Origin of the sequence: Olleya sp. Hel_I_94, assembly GCF_007827365.1 — a bacterium.
Lineage (GTDB): Bacteria > Bacteroidota > Bacteroidia > Flavobacteriales > Flavobacteriaceae > Olleya.
Genome location: NZ_VISI01000002.1, coordinates 1,905,776 through 1,922,267, shown reverse-complemented (window position 1 = coordinate 1,922,267; position 16,492 = coordinate 1,905,776). Strand labels below are relative to the sequence as shown.

The window sequence follows — 16,492 nt, the reverse complement described above, 5'->3', positions numbered from 1 at the left end:
AACTATGAAACCCGAAACACTTAATTTTTTTGATAAAGTGTATGAGGTGGCACGACAAATTCCGTATGGTCGTGTGACAAGTTATGGAGCTATAGCTAATTTTTTAGGCGCAACACGTGGAGCCAGAATGGTAGGTTATGCTATGAATGGGTCACATAATAAAGAGGTGCCTGCACACAGAGTGGTAAACCGTAAGGGATTACTAACTGGAAAACATCATTTTGATGGGACTAACCTTATGCAGCAATTACTAGAAAGCGAAGGTGTTGAGGTTGTAGACAACCAAATCCAAAATTTTGAAACCCTATTTTGGGATCCTTCTGCATTACTTTCGGAATAATTTTTGATACGTTTTTAGCATGAAGTACCTCACCCTTTTTAAAGTAGTCATGCTAATTTTTTTGGTTACATCTTGTAAAAAGGATAATAAAATAAAATTTCCAGTTTTAATTACTTCGGAATACGATACTGTTATTCAAATAAATAGTAAAGAAATGATGATTTCAGAACCTATTGTTTATGGGATTAATGTAAAAGATACATTAAGATTTTCAGGTTCATTCAACTATTTATCGCATAATTTTGATGAGTTATTAAGGAGTGAATTTAACAAAGCTGAAGATAGTATTCTAATTTTTGTAGATGCAAAACAGTTGAATTTTCATACTAGTGAAATGAATTTTTACTCTATAATTCCTCCGCCTCCACCACCTTTAAACAATTCAGAACCTTTTGATGTGAATTCAGAATATAATTACTCGAATGATCTCCAAATATTAAAGAGGCTACGAACAGAAAGAGAAAGAAAACATTATAAAACCTTACCAGTTTTTATTTTCAATAATTCTAAATTTGGTAGAGTAATTTCTAAACCTATAGTTAATGGTGATTTGTTTATGCAAGTTCAAGCAAAAGATAAAAATAACCAATGGAAACCAATAGAATATAATTATGTTCCAGGATTTATATGTGGTACTGGACATCAAGATTATTTTCTTAAACCAAAGCATTTTATTGTATCTACAATTAGAAAATATTCAGGAGATTATTTAACTAAGATGCGAGTCAAATTAATGTCTTCACAAAAAATATATTATTCAAATGAATTTGAAGGAGAAATAAATTTTTCTCAATTTAAAAAAACAGAAGCAGTAGTTTTTATGGAGAAAAAGTATCCAGATTCAATTATCGGAGAGCCTTATTACAAGAGAAAACTTATATTTCTCGATTATGATTAAATCTAACATTTATTCTTCATTTTATACAATTTACAAATAATTACATATTTTGCTTATTGGAGTTTAACCCATCATAACTTCCCTTTATAGTTCCATAAAAAACAACAAACCAAGCGCTTCATTCTTCAAGGTTTATGTAGTATCTTTGCATTTTAGAATCATTCTGAATTAGTTAACAATTATCCAGAGTGGATTATTTTAAGCTGTAGGCATAGTCTTCAAGCTATAATTTACTCTTTTTTTCTAAATAATTATGAAATTAAATAAACAAGACATACTTAAAGCGTTAGAAACTATAACAGTACCAGGAGAAGGTCAAAATATGGTAGAAAGCGGAGCAATAACAAACGTAGTAACTTTTGCAGACGAGGTTATTGTAGACATAACAATAAAAAACCCAGCTTTACAAGCGCGTAAAAAAACTGAGGTCGAAATCTTACAAGCCATTCACAAACAAGTGTATGAAAAAGCTAAGATTAAGGTTAATATTAAAGTGGACGCACCAGAAAAATCAGCACCAAACGTCATCAAAGGAAAACACATTCCTGGAATACAAAACATAGTAGCAGTAGCTTCTGGAAAAGGTGGTGTAGGTAAATCTACAGTAACAGCAAACCTAGCAGTAACGTTAGCAAAAATGGGCTTTAAAGTGGGTGTGTTAGATGCCGATATTTACGGACCATCAATGCCAATCATGTTTGATGTAGAGCTAGAACGTCCATTATCGACAACAGTAGATGGTAAATCAAAAATGAAACCTGTAGAAAACTACGGAGTCAAAATATTATCAATCGGGTTTTTTACAAAACCAGATCAAGCAGTTGTATGGCGTGGACCTATGGCAGCAAAAGCATTAAACCAAATGATTTTTGATGCAGCCTGGGGAGAATTAGACTTTTTACTAATTGACTTACCACCAGGAACAGGAGATATCCACTTAAGCATCATGCAATCACTACCAATAACAGGTGCAGTAGTGGTTAGTACACCACAAAACGTCGCTTTAGCAGATGCTAAAAAAGGAGTTGCAATGTTCCAACAAGACAGTATTAACGTACCAGTTTTAGGAATTATAGAAAACATGGCTTACTTTACACCAGCTGAATTACCAGATAATAAATACTATATCTTTGGTAAAGAAGGTGCTAAACACCTAGCTGAAGATTTACAAGTGCCTTTATTAGGAGAGTTACCATTAGTGCAAAGCGTACGCGAAGCAGGAGACGTTGGTCGTCCAGCAGCAATGCAAACCGGAACACCTCTAGAAAAAGCATTTGAAACAATAACACAAAACGTAGTGCAGCAAGTAGTGGACAGAAACGATAATCTTCCAGCGACAGAGGCTATTAAAATCACCACTATGGCAGGATGTTCTGCAGTTAATAAAAAATAAATGACAACACAAGAACTAAAATTAAACGTAGAAAAAGCATTAGAAGAAATTCGTCCTTTTTTACAAAGTGATGGAGGAGATATTGCGCTTTTATCTATCGAGAATAACGAAGTTAAAGTACAATTACAAGGTGCTTGTACCTCATGTAGTGTCAACCAAATGACGCTTAAGTCAGGTGTAGAGATGACTATCAAAAAGTACGCACCACAAATCGAACGTGTAATCAACGTGGCGTAAAACATAAGTTTTGGCGTTATCACAAAGGTCAGGCGCTCACAAAGTGGGTAAGTATTGAGCGTAGTCAAAGTACGCCATCCTTAATGCAGTTAAAAAGCTAACAAAAGTCATAAAACAAAACCAAATCTTGTTTTACTTTTGTCAAGTACACTTAAAGTCATAAGTAAAGGCTAAAGGTAAATTTGAAAAGAAAAAATAATGATTAAAACAGACATACTAATAATAGGAGCAGGACCAACTGGTCTTTTTGCTGTGTTTGAAGCAGGATTATTAAAATTAAAATGTCATTTAATAGACGCATTGCCACAACCAGGTGGACAATGCTCAGAGATATATCCTAAAAAACCTATTTATGATATTCCAGCCTATCCAGAAATTCTTGCAGGAGATTTAACGCATAAGTTAATGGAGCAATGCAAGCAATTTGAACCAGGTTTTACACTTGGCGAGCGTGCAGAAACGATTGACAAGCAAGAGGATGGAACCTTTATAGTAACCACTAATAAAGGTACAAAACATCACGCTCCTGTAGTGGCAATAGCAGGTGGATTAGGTAGTTTTGAGCCTCGTAAACCTATTATTGATAATCTAGCTAATTACGAAGACAAAGGGGTTGAATACATTATCAAAGAACCTGAGTTTTATAGAGATAAAAAAGTAGTCATTGCAGGTGGAGGAGATTCAGCTTTAGATTGGAGTATTTACCTAAGCGATATCGCTTCAGAAGTAACCTTAATCCATAGACGAAACGAGTTTAGAGGGCATTTAGATTCAGTAGAAAAAGTACAAGAATTAAAAAATGCAGGTAAGATTAATTTAATCACACCAGCTGAGGTTATTGGAGTAGAAGGGACTAATAAAGTAGAGGCTATTACTATAAAACAAGATGCTAAAACCTTTAAAAAAGAATGTGATCATTTTGTACCACTTTTTGGGTTGTCACCAAAATTAGGACCAATTGCAGATTGGGGTTTAGAGATAGAAAAAAATGCAATCAAGGTGGATAATAGCTTGGATTACCAAACTAACATTCCAGGTATTTTTGCTATTGGAGATGTTAATACCTATCCAGGAAAATTAAAATTAATTTTATGTGGTTTTCACGAAGCAACATTAATGTGTCAATCAGCGTATCAAATTATTAATCCAGGAAAACGCTATGTATTAAAATATACCACAGTCAGCGGAGTAGATGGTTTTGATGGTACACGTAAAGAAGCACCAAAAGCAGTGGTAAAATCGATTCAGTAGTCAGTAAATAGTAATAAGTAATGAGGGAATGGCAGTACAAAAATTTGAAGACTTACTAGTTTGGCAAAAGTCGCAGGATTTAACGATACAGATCTACAAAGCATTTCAAGATAATAAAGACTTTTCCTTTAAGCATCAAATAGCGAAGTCCGCTCGATGTTATATTTATCAATTAAATTGCATTATCTAGGTAAAACAATTGCTAATATTCTTATTGAAAATACTAACGAGTATAAAGTAACAACTAATCACTAATTACTTCTCCTCATGGAACAAGACATAAACATAAAAATAACAGACAGAGATGGTGTAACACATGAAGTGCTTGCACCAACAGACATGGCAATGAACCTTATGGAAGTAGTCCGCAGTTACGAGCTGGCTCCAGAAGGTACTATCGGAATCTGTGGTGGTATGGCAATGTGTGCAAGTTGTCAATGTTACGTGTTAAGTGATACAATGCTTCCAGAAATGCAAGACGATGAAGAAGCGATGCTTAGCGAAGCATTCAATGTCAAAGATAATTCAAGATTAGGTTGTCAAATACAAATGACACCAGACCTAGAAGGTCTGGAAGTCCAATTGGCTCCTGAAGAATAATCCAAATTTCAGCCCACACGTCATTGCGAACATAGTGAAGCAATCTACCTTACATTATTAGTAGCCTCGACAAAGTAAATTCTAATGGTCACGTCATTGCGAACATAGTGAAGCAATCTGTTTAATATTAGGTTTCTACATATAAAAAGCAAAGCAATCTGTATAATTACAGAGTCAGTTTCAAAAAAACAGCAAAACCTAACCGCTATAATCCAACAAACGTCTAGGACCTTCCAACAAAACACGCACAATTTGTAACGTACCATCTTCTTTAGTAGCAATTTGCCATTTAATCAAAGAAATCGCGCCATTTTCAATCTCAATACCAGTAATACTTCTGGGATGCACACAACTACCATCATTAAAAAAAGCCACATCACCAGGTTCCGGAAAACGTGGTCTGTGTGTATGACCAACAACAGTAATCATATTATTGTTTTCAGTAATCCATTTTTTGGTACGACGTTCGACTTTAATTAATTCCTTATAGTTTTTTGCAGGACTAGTGGGATCTGCAATACCCATAACATTTAAAGGTTTCCAAAGGACACGTACCATAAACCGACTCCATTTCCAGAAGGTATAATTCCACCAATCCGCTTGATGACCATGCGTTAAAAACACCTCTTGTTGCGTGTCTTTATGTTTTAAAATAATAGCTTCGTGGTATTCAATATCACCAAACAGTTCTACATCAGCGCCAACTTTAGGGTCAAAAAAAGAATGTAAATTTTTCTTAACATAGTCAGGATCGCGATATACCATATCATGATTTCCCCAAATCATATGCAAGCGGTTTTGTTTATGAAACAGTTGCATTAAACCATACACGTTTTTATGAGCGTAAAGGATGGATTCAAACGAGTTATTTTCCCACAACTCATCACCATCACCTAATTCGGCATAGTCAAAACCTTGGACATAATAATGTTTTAAGGCATGGTAATAAATGTTTCGGTTATTAGCAAAATCATCAGCAAAACTATTATCACCACGATGACAATCACTAAATAGTATAAACTTAGAGTCGTCATCAAACCCAATAACTTTAGCGTTGTTATAAGCACGATCCAATTTCTTTTTTGCTGAAAACATAGTATAATTTTTCTAGAAGCAAGATAGGATTTATTTTAATTAAAATATCAAAACCAAACCCAGTCAAATAACTACCCACCACTTCATTAGTAACTGGTTTCAGGAGCTTACCCTTCAAATCCAACCGAAAAAACCAAATTAAAATATAAACAGTACTTTTGTTTGAGTTCCAAAAAAATAATAATGCAGAATAAGAATTGGTACGTATTATACGTTAAACGAAATCACGAAAATAAGGTCGAAACCCTTATAAATAAGTGGGATATCGACGTCCAAGCGTTTTGTCCAGTTCGCACTGAAATTCGTGTATGGAGCGACCGTAAGAAAAAAATAAAAGTCCCATTATTACCTCGTATCATTTTTGTAAATGCTGCAGATGAGCACCGTAATACAGTATTTGATTTGCCAGGAACCGTAAACTACTTATACGACCAAGGTAAACCCGGAATTGTCAAAGAAGAAGAAATCAATTACCTGAAAAATAATTTAAAAAACCTTGATATTCAGTCGCATAGTGTGGACGCTATAACGCTTGGCGAAACGCTACCTTTGGTAGATTTTGGTATAGAAAATCAAGAAGGATTAATAGTAAAAACCACAAAAAATAATGTTTGGGTAGTTTTGAAGTCTGTTGGATTTGTTGTAAAATTGCAACTTAATCAGTAATAAAAAAACAGTTTTATACAGTGTTACGGTTCTCACCAAATCGTAATTATATAACAACAAAAGGGAAAATAATCATGACATCTCCTACGTAGCTTAAATAACTAAATTTCAAAGTATTTTGTGACTGCCTAATCTAAACAGCAATGTTTTAATTAGCTAGGCGCAATAATATTTATGTTTTAAAAAACCATTTAGTTAAGGTTTAAGGTCGTGTTCATGACGTAAAAACAAGTTGTTTTTACACAATGTATCGCAGTATAATAGCAACTTGCCATGTGACAAGTAAGGGCGTAGCCACGTTTGGTACCTATTATACGTAACCATTTTTGTACCAATTTGGCAATCGCTATTAATATGATTTTAGATAACCTACCTAGTAATCACGAGGAAATAACCGCCTTGTTAAACCACTACAAGTTTCCTGTAGCGGTCTGTACTACACTATTTGCTATTTGTGCCACCATGGTTGTTACACCAAAAGTAGTAGCCATTAGTAAAGCCAAAAATTTAACCGCATCACCAAACGACAGGACCTCTCATAAAGGGATTGTGCCTACACTTGGTGGTATTGGTGTATTTACTGGTATGATATTACCTATAAATATAACAGCAATATTATTTGCTAATTATAGCCAGCTAATTGATTTGTTAATATTTAATGCGTTAATATTAGCGTTATTATTGATAGGTATTTTTGATGATATCATGAAACTTTCGGCAGTCCGAAAATTAGGATATCAATTAGTGGTTGCTGCCATTTATGTTTTAGGTGCAAATATGCATATAGATTCCTTTTTAGGTTTATTTGGGACGCATGATATTCCAATAACTTATTCCATAATTTTTTCTGTTTTTGTTATTGTCCTTTTAATAAATGCCTATAATTTGGTTGATGGTATAGACGGTTTAGCAGGAGTGCTAGGCGTTTTAATCTCTGGTTATATGTCCATAGTATTTTACCTGACCAATCACTTTTTTTATAGTTTAGTTTGTTTGTCTTTAGTAGGCGCTTTAATAGGCTTTTTAGTCTTTAATTTTTCCAGACACCGTAAAATATTTTTGGGTGACACAGGGTCATTAATAGTTGGCTTTTTGTTAGCTTTAGAAGTCGTAACATATTTAAGTCTTGGTGCACGCGAGTCACAGTTAATTGTGTTTAAAAATGCTCCAGTAATAGTGCTAGCTTTAGTGTCGTATCCATTATTTGATACCTTACGTGTGTTTTTTATCAGGATAATTAACAAGCGCAGCCCATTTTCGCCAGACCGTAATCACATCCATCATCGTTTGGTGGACTTAGGTTTAAAACATAAATATGCGACACTAATTATTGGATTATATACAATTATAATAACTGGTTTAGCAATTTTACTTAGGGATTTACCAATAAATAAAGCCTTTTTTATAATATTACCTGCTGGAATTGTGTTATTACTATTTCCTTTTATTTTAAAAGTAAAATCAGGTAAAGTTAAATGGGTTGTTCCTACCTTGTAAAAAAAAGGAAGAAACTATAAAAAAGATAAATTAAGATAATAAGTATATATATAAAATGACAATAGCTATTATAGGTTTAGGTTATGTAGGATTACCATTAGCAAGATTATTTGCTACAAAATATAAGGTCATAGGATTTGATATTAATTCCGCTCGTGTTTCAGAGCTACAACAAGGTACAGACAGTACGCTAGAAATTGATCAGGCAACTTTAAAAGCAGTGGTAGTAACTAGTCCAGACCAACTTAATCAAAAAGATCAAGGCTTGTATTGCACAACAGATCAAGCACATTTAGCAAGCGCGACACATTATATTATAACAGTTCCTACACCAGTAGACAAAAATAATAGACCAGATTTAACACCTTTAGTTAAGGCTAGTGAGACCGTTGGACGCGTATTAAAAAAAGGAGACATTGTAGTCTATGAATCTACGGTATATCCAGGAGCAACAGAGGAAGTTTGCATTCCAGTATTAGAAGCCACAAGTGGTTTAAAATTTAATACAGATTTTTTTGCAGGCTACTCACCAGAACGTATTAATCCAGGAGATAAAGAGCATACTGTAGATAAAATTTTAAAAGTAACCTCTGGTTCAACGCCAGACGTTGGGCAGCAAATAGACAAATTGTACAGCAGTGTTATTACAGCAGGTACACATTTAGCACCTTGTATAAAAGTAGCAGAAGCTGCAAAAGTGATTGAAAACGCGCAACGTGATATTAATATTGCGTTTGTTAACGAACTTGCTAAAATCTTCAATCGTTTAGATATTAATACAAACGATGTATTAGAAGCAGCAGCCACAAAATGGAATTTTCTACCCTTTAAACCAGGATTAGTTGGTGGACACTGTATTGGTGTAGACCCTTATTATCTGGCTCAAAAAGCACAAGAAGTAGGCTATCATCCCGAAATTATATTAGCAGGAAGACGACTTAACGACTCCATGGGAGAATATGTGTCCTCACAAATAGTAAAGTTAATGCTAAATAATGATGTTAAAGTCAAAGGAGCAAACATCGTAGTATTAGGATTTACGTTTAAAGAAAACTGTCCAGACGTACGTAATACCAAAGTTGTAGATGTAGTCCGTAGTTTACAAAGTTATGGCATAACCGTAACCATCTACGATCCATTAGCGTCGCCTGAGCAAGTACAACACGAGTACCAATTAACAACAACACAACACAAACCTACAGCAGTATTTGACGCAGTAGTAGTAGCAGTACCACACAAACAGTTTTTAGACTTAGATTTACAAACACTAAAAGCACCCAAAGCTATTGTATACGATGTAAAAGGTGTATTAAAACACGCAGATGGTGGATTGTAAACACCTCAAATAAAAACTTATAGTTCAGTAAAACCCAAGTATGGAGTCATTTACACAATTAAAAAATAAAAAAGTATTAGTAACAGGAGGTGCAGGATTTATAGGATCTAACCTATGTCAAGCCTTATTAAATCTAGACGTTAAAGTGACCTGTTTAGACAATTTTGCAACAGGACACCAACACAATATTACACCCTTTTTAAGCAATCCTAATTTTACACTAATAACTGGCGATATTCGCGATTTAGAAGTGTGTAATACAGCCTGCAAGGATCAAGACTTTGTATTGCATCAAGCAGCATTAGGGTCTGTACCAAGATCCATCGCAGACCCAATTACAAGTAATGCAGTTAATGTGTCTGGATTTTTAAACATGCTAGTAGCAGCAAGAGACGCCAAAGTAAAACGCTTTATTTATGCTGCAAGCTCATCCACTTATGGAGACCACGAAGCCTTACCTAAAGTAGAAGAAACCATTGGTAAACCCTTATCACCATACGCCATCACAAAATATGTAAACGAGCTGTATGCAGAAAACTTTTTTACAACCTACGGATTAAATACCATAGGACTACGTTATTTTAATGTCTTTGGTAGACGTCAAGATCCAAACGGAGCCTACGCAGCAGTCATCCCATTATTTGTAAAGCAGTTTATTAATCACCAAAGTCCAGTAATTAATGGAGACGGAAGTTACTCTCGTGATTTTACTTACATTGATAATGTAGTACAAATGAATTTGCTTGCCATTACAACCCAAAACAAACAGGCACTTAATCAAGTTTATAATACAGCAGTTGGAGATCGTACCACTTTAGTACAATTAACAGATTTATTAAAAAAATACTTGTCTAAATACGATCCTAAAATAGCTCAAGTTAATATCGTTCATGGTCCAAACCGAAAAGGAGACATTCCACATTCGTTAGCATCAGTAGATAAAGCAAAACGCTTATTAGATTATAATCCAACGCATGGGATTGCTCAAGGGATTGAAGAAGCAGTAGATTGGTATTGGGAGAATTTGAAGTAATTTAATAAATTTTATAAAAACAAAACTAGATGCTTTTTTCAAATTTTCTTATTCCTGATTTTACTCAATTTATACTTGAAATTCATACAGTACAGATGCAATAGTGCGTCTCTAAGTCCTCACCCAATAAAAATAAAAAACGAGAAAACTTTTTAATCAATTAAGCTAAAAAGTGAGTATATATAGATATGTTATCAACTTTTAAAAAATTAAAACAAAATCAGTTTGTAAACGATTCGTTTTGGGCATTATTTGGTAATGTCATAGCAAAAGGAATGACTTTACTTGGAGCTATTATTGTTGCACGTTTTTTAGGAAAAGAAATGTATGGCGAATATGGTACTATAAAATCTACTTTAATGAATGTTGCCATCTTCTCCACCTTTGGTTTAGGCTATACTGCAACAAAATTTATTGCTGAAAATAGAGACGAAAAACCCCTTTTAATAAAAAAAATAGCAGCACTAACAATGCGTATATCTGCTTTAGTTAGTATGGTTATGGCTTTGCTGTTGTTTTTTTTTGCTAGTTATGTTGCTAATACAGTTTTAGAAGCTCCACATTTAAACACGCCTTTAAGGTTGGTTGCTTTTTGGATTGTTTTTAATGCCTTAACAGCTGCTCAAATAGGGATTTTGTCAGGTTTTAATGCCTTCAAGGCTATGGCTAAAATAAACACTATCGTAGGTGTAATAGCTTTTGTAAGTAGTGTTGTCTTAACTTATTATTATAGCTTAACTGGAGCATTAGTTGCTTTACTTTTAACACAGGTTGTTAATTGGTTTTTAAATTATCTTGAAGTTTTAAAAAACATTCCTATACAGGATAATATAACTACAGTAGATAATAAAAACTTAGTAAAAAAAATTATAAATTTTTCAACTCCTGTTGCCTTGCAAGAAGGGTTATATGCCTTAACCTCTTGGTTAATAATTTTAATTTTAATAAAATTAGAAAATTACGGAGAGGTTGGTTTGTATAGTGCAGCAATACAATGGAGTGCCATAATATTGTTTGTGCCTGGAATTATGAGGAATGTTATTTTAAGTCATTTATCCAACAATTTAAGTAACCCAGAAGGACATTCTAAATTATTAAAAACAACATTACTTATTAATTTAGGAGCAACTGTTATTCCTTTTTTAATAATATTTATACTTAAAGATTGGATAGTAAGTTTTTACGGAACCTCTTTTCAAGACGATTTAGGACTAGTATTATCAATTGCTATTTTTACGTCTATTTTTGTAAGTCTTTCCAATGTTTATGCACAAGCATTTATGTCTTTAAATAAAAATTGGTATATGTTAGGGTTAAGATTTTTAAGAGATTTTGTAACAATTACAAGTACATATTTATTAATAACCAATAATGTGTATCATGGCGCATTGGCTTTAGTGGTTAGTAATTTGTTAACTCAAATATGTTTTTTGTTCTTATTAATATTTGTATATAAAAAAATAAAAAATGCGATCCTTAATTAATTACATAATAACGCTAATAATTAAAGTTTTACCAGAAACTAGATTATTTAAATTTAAAAACCGCTTATACCAAATTTATGGTTTGCAGTTAAAAGAAAATATTAAAATATGTTCTTCAGCTAGATTTTTAGGTGTTGGTAATATTAGTATTGGTTCAGATACATGGATTGGACCAGAAGTTTTAATGGTATCAACTTCAAACATAAGTATTGGTGAAAATGTAGATATTGCACCAAGGGTTTATATTGCTGCTGGAGCTGTAGTAAATAAAGATGTTCCAGAGAATACTATGGTTGGAGGTGTTCCTGCTAAAGTAATTAAGATTTTAAAAGATAATGTTTAAAACTAAAACATATATAAATCTTATTGCAGTTTTAGTTAGTTTGACTGTCTTGGCTAATAATACTGCTATTAGCTTAGGGTTGGGTAATGCATATTATGCAGTGTTTATTTTAGCTCTTGTAGTATTATTAATAAGCACTATAAGACCACAGGTTAATTGGTCAATGGTGTTTTTTATCTTGGCATGTTATTGTTCTGTTTTAGTAAATGATATCCCTTATTTTTATAAACCTTTTGAGCGTTTAGCTGCTTTTGTAATTATTATTGGGTTGATAGGACCATTAATTAAAACACCTACTTTAGTTACATTTAGGCAATTGCTATTTAAATATTTAAATAATTTAATTGTTGTAATGGTGCTTATTTCCTTTCTAGGATTATTAGCTAATTCTTCCTTAGTTTATTTAGGTCGTGGTGGTTTTACAGGTCTGTTTAATCATTCTATGTTTTTAAGTCCTATGGCTGCAATAAGTATGATAACTTGTGTGTTTTATGGCAATAAGACAATTGTTAAACCCCAAAAAATAGTATGGTATTTATTTGCTTTATCTAGTTTCATAGCTTGCGTAACAGCAGGATCTAGAGTTGCTTTATTTGCGGGAATTTTGGGTGTGTTGTATTTTTTTTATAAAGAAAACCAAAATAATTTAACCAGATATTTTAAAGTATTAATTCTAATCTTATTTATTGGAGCTGTTTCGTTTCCATTATGGGAAAGTTATACCGAAAAAATAATCGAGAAAATGGAGTATAGTGAAGCTCAAGGAGGTTTATTAACAACTAGGGAAAAGTTATGGGAAAGGCGACTAGATGAGTTTAAAAGTTTACCTGTTTTTGGTATTGGCTATGCAAATGATAGTAGTCAAACAGAAAACGATTTAATAATAGGAGAGGGTCAAATAGAACCTGGAACCACTTGGTTGGTTATACTAGCCATGACAGGTCTTTTTGGTATGATTACATTTTTAATAATGTTTTTTAAAACAGTTGCCTCTATTAAAGCGAAGCATAGTTTTGTGCACTATAATAAAGCTTTACTCTTATTTTTTGTTGTGCATTTAATGGCAGAAGGCTATGGGTTGTCAGCAGGTTCTGGCTTATTCTTCTATTTTTGGTTGTTACTAGGAGTAATGTATCAAATCCCAAACTTATCATTTAAAAAGAAACACCCTGTTTTATGACATTAATCTTTTGGCAAAATATAATTTCACCACATCAATTACCTTACATAAAAGAGATTTGTAATGTGTTTCCAGATATTAAAGTACTATTAGTGGTAGAAAAGCAAATGGCAGAACACCGTGAATTAATGGGTTGGAAAACTGAGGCTGTACAACAAAGGGATGGGTTTAAAATTGTTGTAAATCCAAACGCAACCCAAATAAAGTCATTGATTGAGCATAATCTAATAGCACAACATTTTTTTTCTGGGATTAGAGCTAACCCAATGGTGTTACAGGCTTTTAAGCAAAGTTTAAACTATAAAGTTAAAAGACATTTAATTGTTGAAGGACCATTTTTGTATAAGTATCCACGTGTACTGCATTACTTTAAAACAATACTAACGGATTATAAATATTTTAAACATATTAGTAACGTGTTTGCTATTGGTAGTCATGCTTTAAATTGGTATCCTAAATTTGGTTTTAAAAAACATCAAATTATTCCTTTTAGTTACTGCGTAGAGCATGTTAAAGTTGTAAAATCAACAAGAAACACAGGTGTTATAAAGTTTTTATTTATTGGAGGATTAACACATAGAAAAGGTGTTGATTTATTATTAAAATCTTTTATAAATATTAAGCAAGACTATATTTTGGATATTATTGGAGATGGACAAGAACGAGCATATTTGGAAACGTATTGTAAAGCTAATGATCTAAAAAATGTTCGCTTTTTAGGAACAAAAGATAATAATGAAATTAGGCACTTAATTGATAATTACGATGTTCATATCCTTCCGTCACGTCACGATGGTTGGGGAGCAGTAATTAATGAGGCTTTAATGTCTGGATTATTTGTATTGTGTAGTAGTAATTGTGGAGCGCAACAATTAATAATCGACAAGTTTAATGGTGTAGTGTTTTCTCATAAAAAGAAAAACGATACTTATAATGCACTTAAGTATTGCATAAAAAATATTGAACATATCAGAGATAAAAAAACAGCTATTAAGGACTGGAGCACGTGTATTGAAGGGACTACTTTGGCAAAGTATTTTGTGTCTGCATTACAAACAGAACAACCAATAACACCATCTTGGAAGGTAATTAATTCTAATAAAATTTAATGAAAATTCTTTTCCCAATAGGTTCATTTTATCCCACAACGTTTGGTGGTCCAGGTGCAATATTATATTGGCATGGTGTATATCTAAAAAAGCACAATATACAGCCTACTTTTGTTACTACAACTGCAGGTATTACAGACCCTATAATTTCAAATCAGTTTTTGGATAAGCCTTGTGGTTTAGTGTATTATGGTAAAGGTGGTGTGCTTAATTTTAAAACCATCAAGGTCATGTTGGCTGAAGTAAAAAAAACAGACTTAATCCATTTAACAAGTTTATTTAGTCCAATTAGTATTATTTGCTTTTTATATGCATTCTTTTTTTATCCTAAAACAAAGGTGGTTTGGTCAGTAAGAGGCGAGTTAAATACTAAGGCTTTGGCAATTAGTAAACAAAAAAAGAAATGGCTTTTAAAATTATATACGCTTATAACTAAAAAGGTAACATTTGCTAGTACTGCTTTAAAAGAAACAGTTGAAATAAATAAAATTTTTCCAAATAAAGTTATACAAATACCTAATGTGATGCCTACTTCTATAAAACTTGAACGTAAGACATCTGAAATTAGATTTTTGTTTTTAGGCAGAATACATCCTATAAAAAATTTAGATGGACTAATACAAGGTGTTTGTAATAGCGATACATTTAAAAACCATAAAGTATATTTGGATATTGCAGGTGTTTGTGATGCTAGAGATAGTGTGTATTTAGATAGTCTTAAAACAGTAATTAGACAAAATAAAATGGAACAAAAAATTTCGTTTTTAGGTCATGTTGCAGGTAAGCAAAAAGAGCAATTGTTAGCTAATGCTTATTTTTTAATATTACCAAGTCATAGCGAGAATTTTGGAAATGTTGTTATTGAAGCGCTTAATCAAGGTACACCTGTAATAGCCTCTAAAAACACACCTTGGCAAGAGTTAGAAACATACAATTGTGGTTTTTGGATTGAAAACTCTCCAGAGAAAATGGCTGCCATAATTGATAAAGCTTATAATTTAAGTGATTTAAATTACCTAACGTATCGTAAACACGCTTTGACGTTAAATAACACTAAATACAAAATAGAAACACGTATTAAGGATTGGGTAAACGCTTATAAGTTACTAGTACAATAATTTATGATTGATAATAAAAATTTAGGTGTCATTATCTTAACCTTTAACGAGGAGATACATATCGCGCGTTGTATAAATAGTGTTAAAGCTATAGCTTCTCAAATTGTTGTAATAGATTCATTTTCTACAGATAATACGGTTGCAATTGCAGAAAGTTTAGGTGCTGTTGTGTTACAAAATAAGTGGGAAAACAATCATGCTAAACAATTAAATTGGGGTTTAGCAAATGCACCTTTAACTACAGATTGGATTTTGCGCATTGATGCAGATGAGGTCCTTACACCTGCTTTACAACAAGAGATTGCACAAAAGCTTCCAATATTATCTAAAGATATTACTGGAGTTGTGTTACCACGTTATAATTATTTTATGGGTAAACAAATAAAGCGTGGTACAGGTGTTTTAAAAATATTGCGTCTTTTTAGACGTGGTAAAGCAGTGTGTGAAAACAAACTTATGGATGAGCATATGGTGTTGCTAGAGGGACAATCCGTAAGCTTTACAAATGTAATGATAGATAATAATTTAAATAACCTATCATGGTGGACAACAAAGCATAACAACTATAGTAATCGCGAAATGATTAATCTAATTTGTAATCAATTTGATTTACTAGATAGTAATAATGACACAAAAACTTTAACTAAAGCAGCAAAAAGCAAAAGAAAATTAAAATCTAAATACGCACGTCTACCATTATTTTGGCGCGCAGGCGCATACTTTTTTTATCGTTATATATTAAAAGGAGGATTTTTGGAAGGTAAGGAGGGGTTTTTATGGCATTTTTTACAAGGCTTTTGGTATCGTATACTTGTCGATGCTAAAATTTTTGAAATCAAAAAAGCCTGTGGAAACGATAAACAAAAAATTAAAAGCTATATAAAGCAACATTACAATATTGAAATATAAGCC

Annotated in this window: 18 protein-coding genes; 17 read left to right on the top strand and 1 reads right to left on the bottom strand. The window is 32.7% G+C overall.

Annotated elements, in window-relative coordinates; genetic code table 11:
- Positions 1-4 precede the first annotated feature (4 nt).
- The 7 genes from JM82_RS11850 (at position 5) to JM82_RS11820 (ending at position 4,719) form a co-directional block, all read left to right on the top strand.
- The gene (locus JM82_RS11850; RefSeq protein WP_145004109.1) at positions 5-340 is read left to right on the top strand and encodes an MGMT family protein; all 336 of its coding nucleotides are present in this window, start codon (positions 5-7) and stop codon (positions 338-340) included.
- A 19-nt stretch (positions 341-359) separates the two neighbouring features.
- Entirely contained in the window at positions 360-1,238 is an 879-nt protein-coding gene (locus JM82_RS11845; protein WP_145004107.1) for a hypothetical protein, read from the top strand.
- 253 nt (positions 1,239-1,491) lie between these two features.
- A complete protein-coding gene (locus JM82_RS11840; RefSeq protein ID WP_145004104.1) occupies positions 1,492-2,631 on the top strand; it encodes an Mrp/NBP35 family ATP-binding protein in 1,140 nt (379 codons plus the stop codon).
- Entirely contained in the window at positions 2,632-2,868 is a 237-nt protein-coding gene (locus JM82_RS11835; RefSeq protein ID WP_145004101.1) for a NifU family protein, read from the top strand.
- A 198-nt stretch (positions 2,869-3,066) separates the two neighbouring features.
- On the top strand, positions 3,067-4,119 hold the full coding sequence (locus JM82_RS11830) for an NAD(P)/FAD-dependent oxidoreductase (RefSeq protein WP_145004098.1): 1,053 nt from the start codon (positions 3,067-3,069) through the stop codon (positions 4,117-4,119).
- Positions 4,120-4,147: 28 nt separating this feature from the next.
- Complete coding sequence (locus tag JM82_RS16605) at positions 4,148-4,309, top strand: four helix bundle protein (protein ID WP_145004096.1); 162 nt, start codon at positions 4,148-4,150, stop codon at positions 4,307-4,309.
- Positions 4,310-4,386: 77 nt separating this feature from the next.
- Entirely contained in the window at positions 4,387-4,719 is a 333-nt protein-coding gene (locus JM82_RS11820; RefSeq protein ID WP_145004093.1) for a 2Fe-2S iron-sulfur cluster-binding protein, read from the top strand.
- Positions 4,720-4,917: 198 nt separating this feature from the next.
- Here JM82_RS11820 and JM82_RS11815 read toward each other — a convergent pair whose 3' ends face one another.
- Positions 4,918-5,814 (bottom strand): metallophosphoesterase family protein, encoded by an 897-nt coding sequence (locus tag JM82_RS11815; RefSeq protein ID WP_145004090.1) that lies wholly within the window; start codon positions 5,812-5,814, stop codon positions 4,918-4,920.
- Between the two features lie 183 nt (positions 5,815-5,997).
- On the opposite strand from JM82_RS11815, the gene JM82_RS11810 reads away from it, so the two are divergent.
- The 10 genes from JM82_RS11810 to JM82_RS11765 all read left to right on the top strand — a co-directional run bounded on the left by JM82_RS11810 (position 5,998) and on the right by JM82_RS11765 (position 16,489).
- Positions 5,998-6,480 (top strand): transcription termination/antitermination protein NusG, encoded by a 483-nt coding sequence (locus JM82_RS11810; protein WP_145004087.1) that lies wholly within the window; start codon positions 5,998-6,000, stop codon positions 6,478-6,480.
- A gap of 354 nt (positions 6,481-6,834) precedes the next feature.
- Positions 6,835-7,977 carry a glycosyltransferase family 4 protein gene (locus tag JM82_RS11805; protein ID WP_145004084.1) on the top strand — a complete coding sequence of 381 codons (1,143 nt, stop codon included), beginning with the start codon at positions 6,835-6,837 and terminating at the stop codon, positions 7,975-7,977.
- Positions 7,978-8,032: 55 nt separating this feature from the next.
- Positions 8,033-9,313 (top strand): nucleotide sugar dehydrogenase, encoded by a 1,281-nt coding sequence (locus tag JM82_RS11800; RefSeq protein ID WP_145004081.1) that lies wholly within the window; start codon positions 8,033-8,035, stop codon positions 9,311-9,313.
- Between the two features lie 40 nt (positions 9,314-9,353).
- The gene (locus JM82_RS11795) at positions 9,354-10,346 is read left to right on the top strand and encodes an SDR family oxidoreductase (RefSeq protein WP_145004078.1); all 993 of its coding nucleotides are present in this window, start codon (positions 9,354-9,356) and stop codon (positions 10,344-10,346) included.
- Between the two features lie 188 nt (positions 10,347-10,534).
- On the top strand, positions 10,535-11,830 hold the full coding sequence (locus JM82_RS11790) for an oligosaccharide flippase family protein (RefSeq protein ID WP_145004075.1): 1,296 nt from the start codon (positions 10,535-10,537) through the stop codon (positions 11,828-11,830).
- Complete coding sequence (locus JM82_RS11785; RefSeq protein WP_145004072.1) at positions 11,814-12,173, top strand: acyltransferase; 360 nt, start codon at positions 11,814-11,816, stop codon at positions 12,171-12,173. The genes JM82_RS11790 and JM82_RS11785 overlap by 17 nt, the downstream gene beginning before the upstream one ends.
- Complete coding sequence (locus tag JM82_RS11780; RefSeq protein ID WP_145004069.1) at positions 12,166-13,353, top strand: O-antigen ligase family protein; 1,188 nt, start codon at positions 12,166-12,168, stop codon at positions 13,351-13,353. The genes JM82_RS11785 and JM82_RS11780 overlap by 8 nt, the downstream gene beginning before the upstream one ends.
- Positions 13,350-14,462, top strand: a complete 1,113-nt coding sequence (locus JM82_RS11775) for a glycosyltransferase (protein ID WP_145004066.1) — start codon at positions 13,350-13,352, stop codon at positions 14,460-14,462. The genes JM82_RS11780 and JM82_RS11775 overlap by 4 nt, the downstream gene beginning before the upstream one ends.
- Entirely contained in the window at positions 14,462-15,580 is a 1,119-nt protein-coding gene (locus JM82_RS11770) for a glycosyltransferase family 4 protein (RefSeq protein ID WP_145004063.1), read from the top strand. The genes JM82_RS11775 and JM82_RS11770 overlap by 1 nt, the downstream gene beginning before the upstream one ends.
- A 3-nt stretch (positions 15,581-15,583) precedes the next feature.
- A complete protein-coding gene (locus JM82_RS11765) occupies positions 15,584-16,489 on the top strand; it encodes a glycosyltransferase family 2 protein (protein WP_145004060.1) in 906 nt (301 codons plus the stop codon).
- The last annotated feature ends 3 nt before the right edge of the window (positions 16,490-16,492 follow it).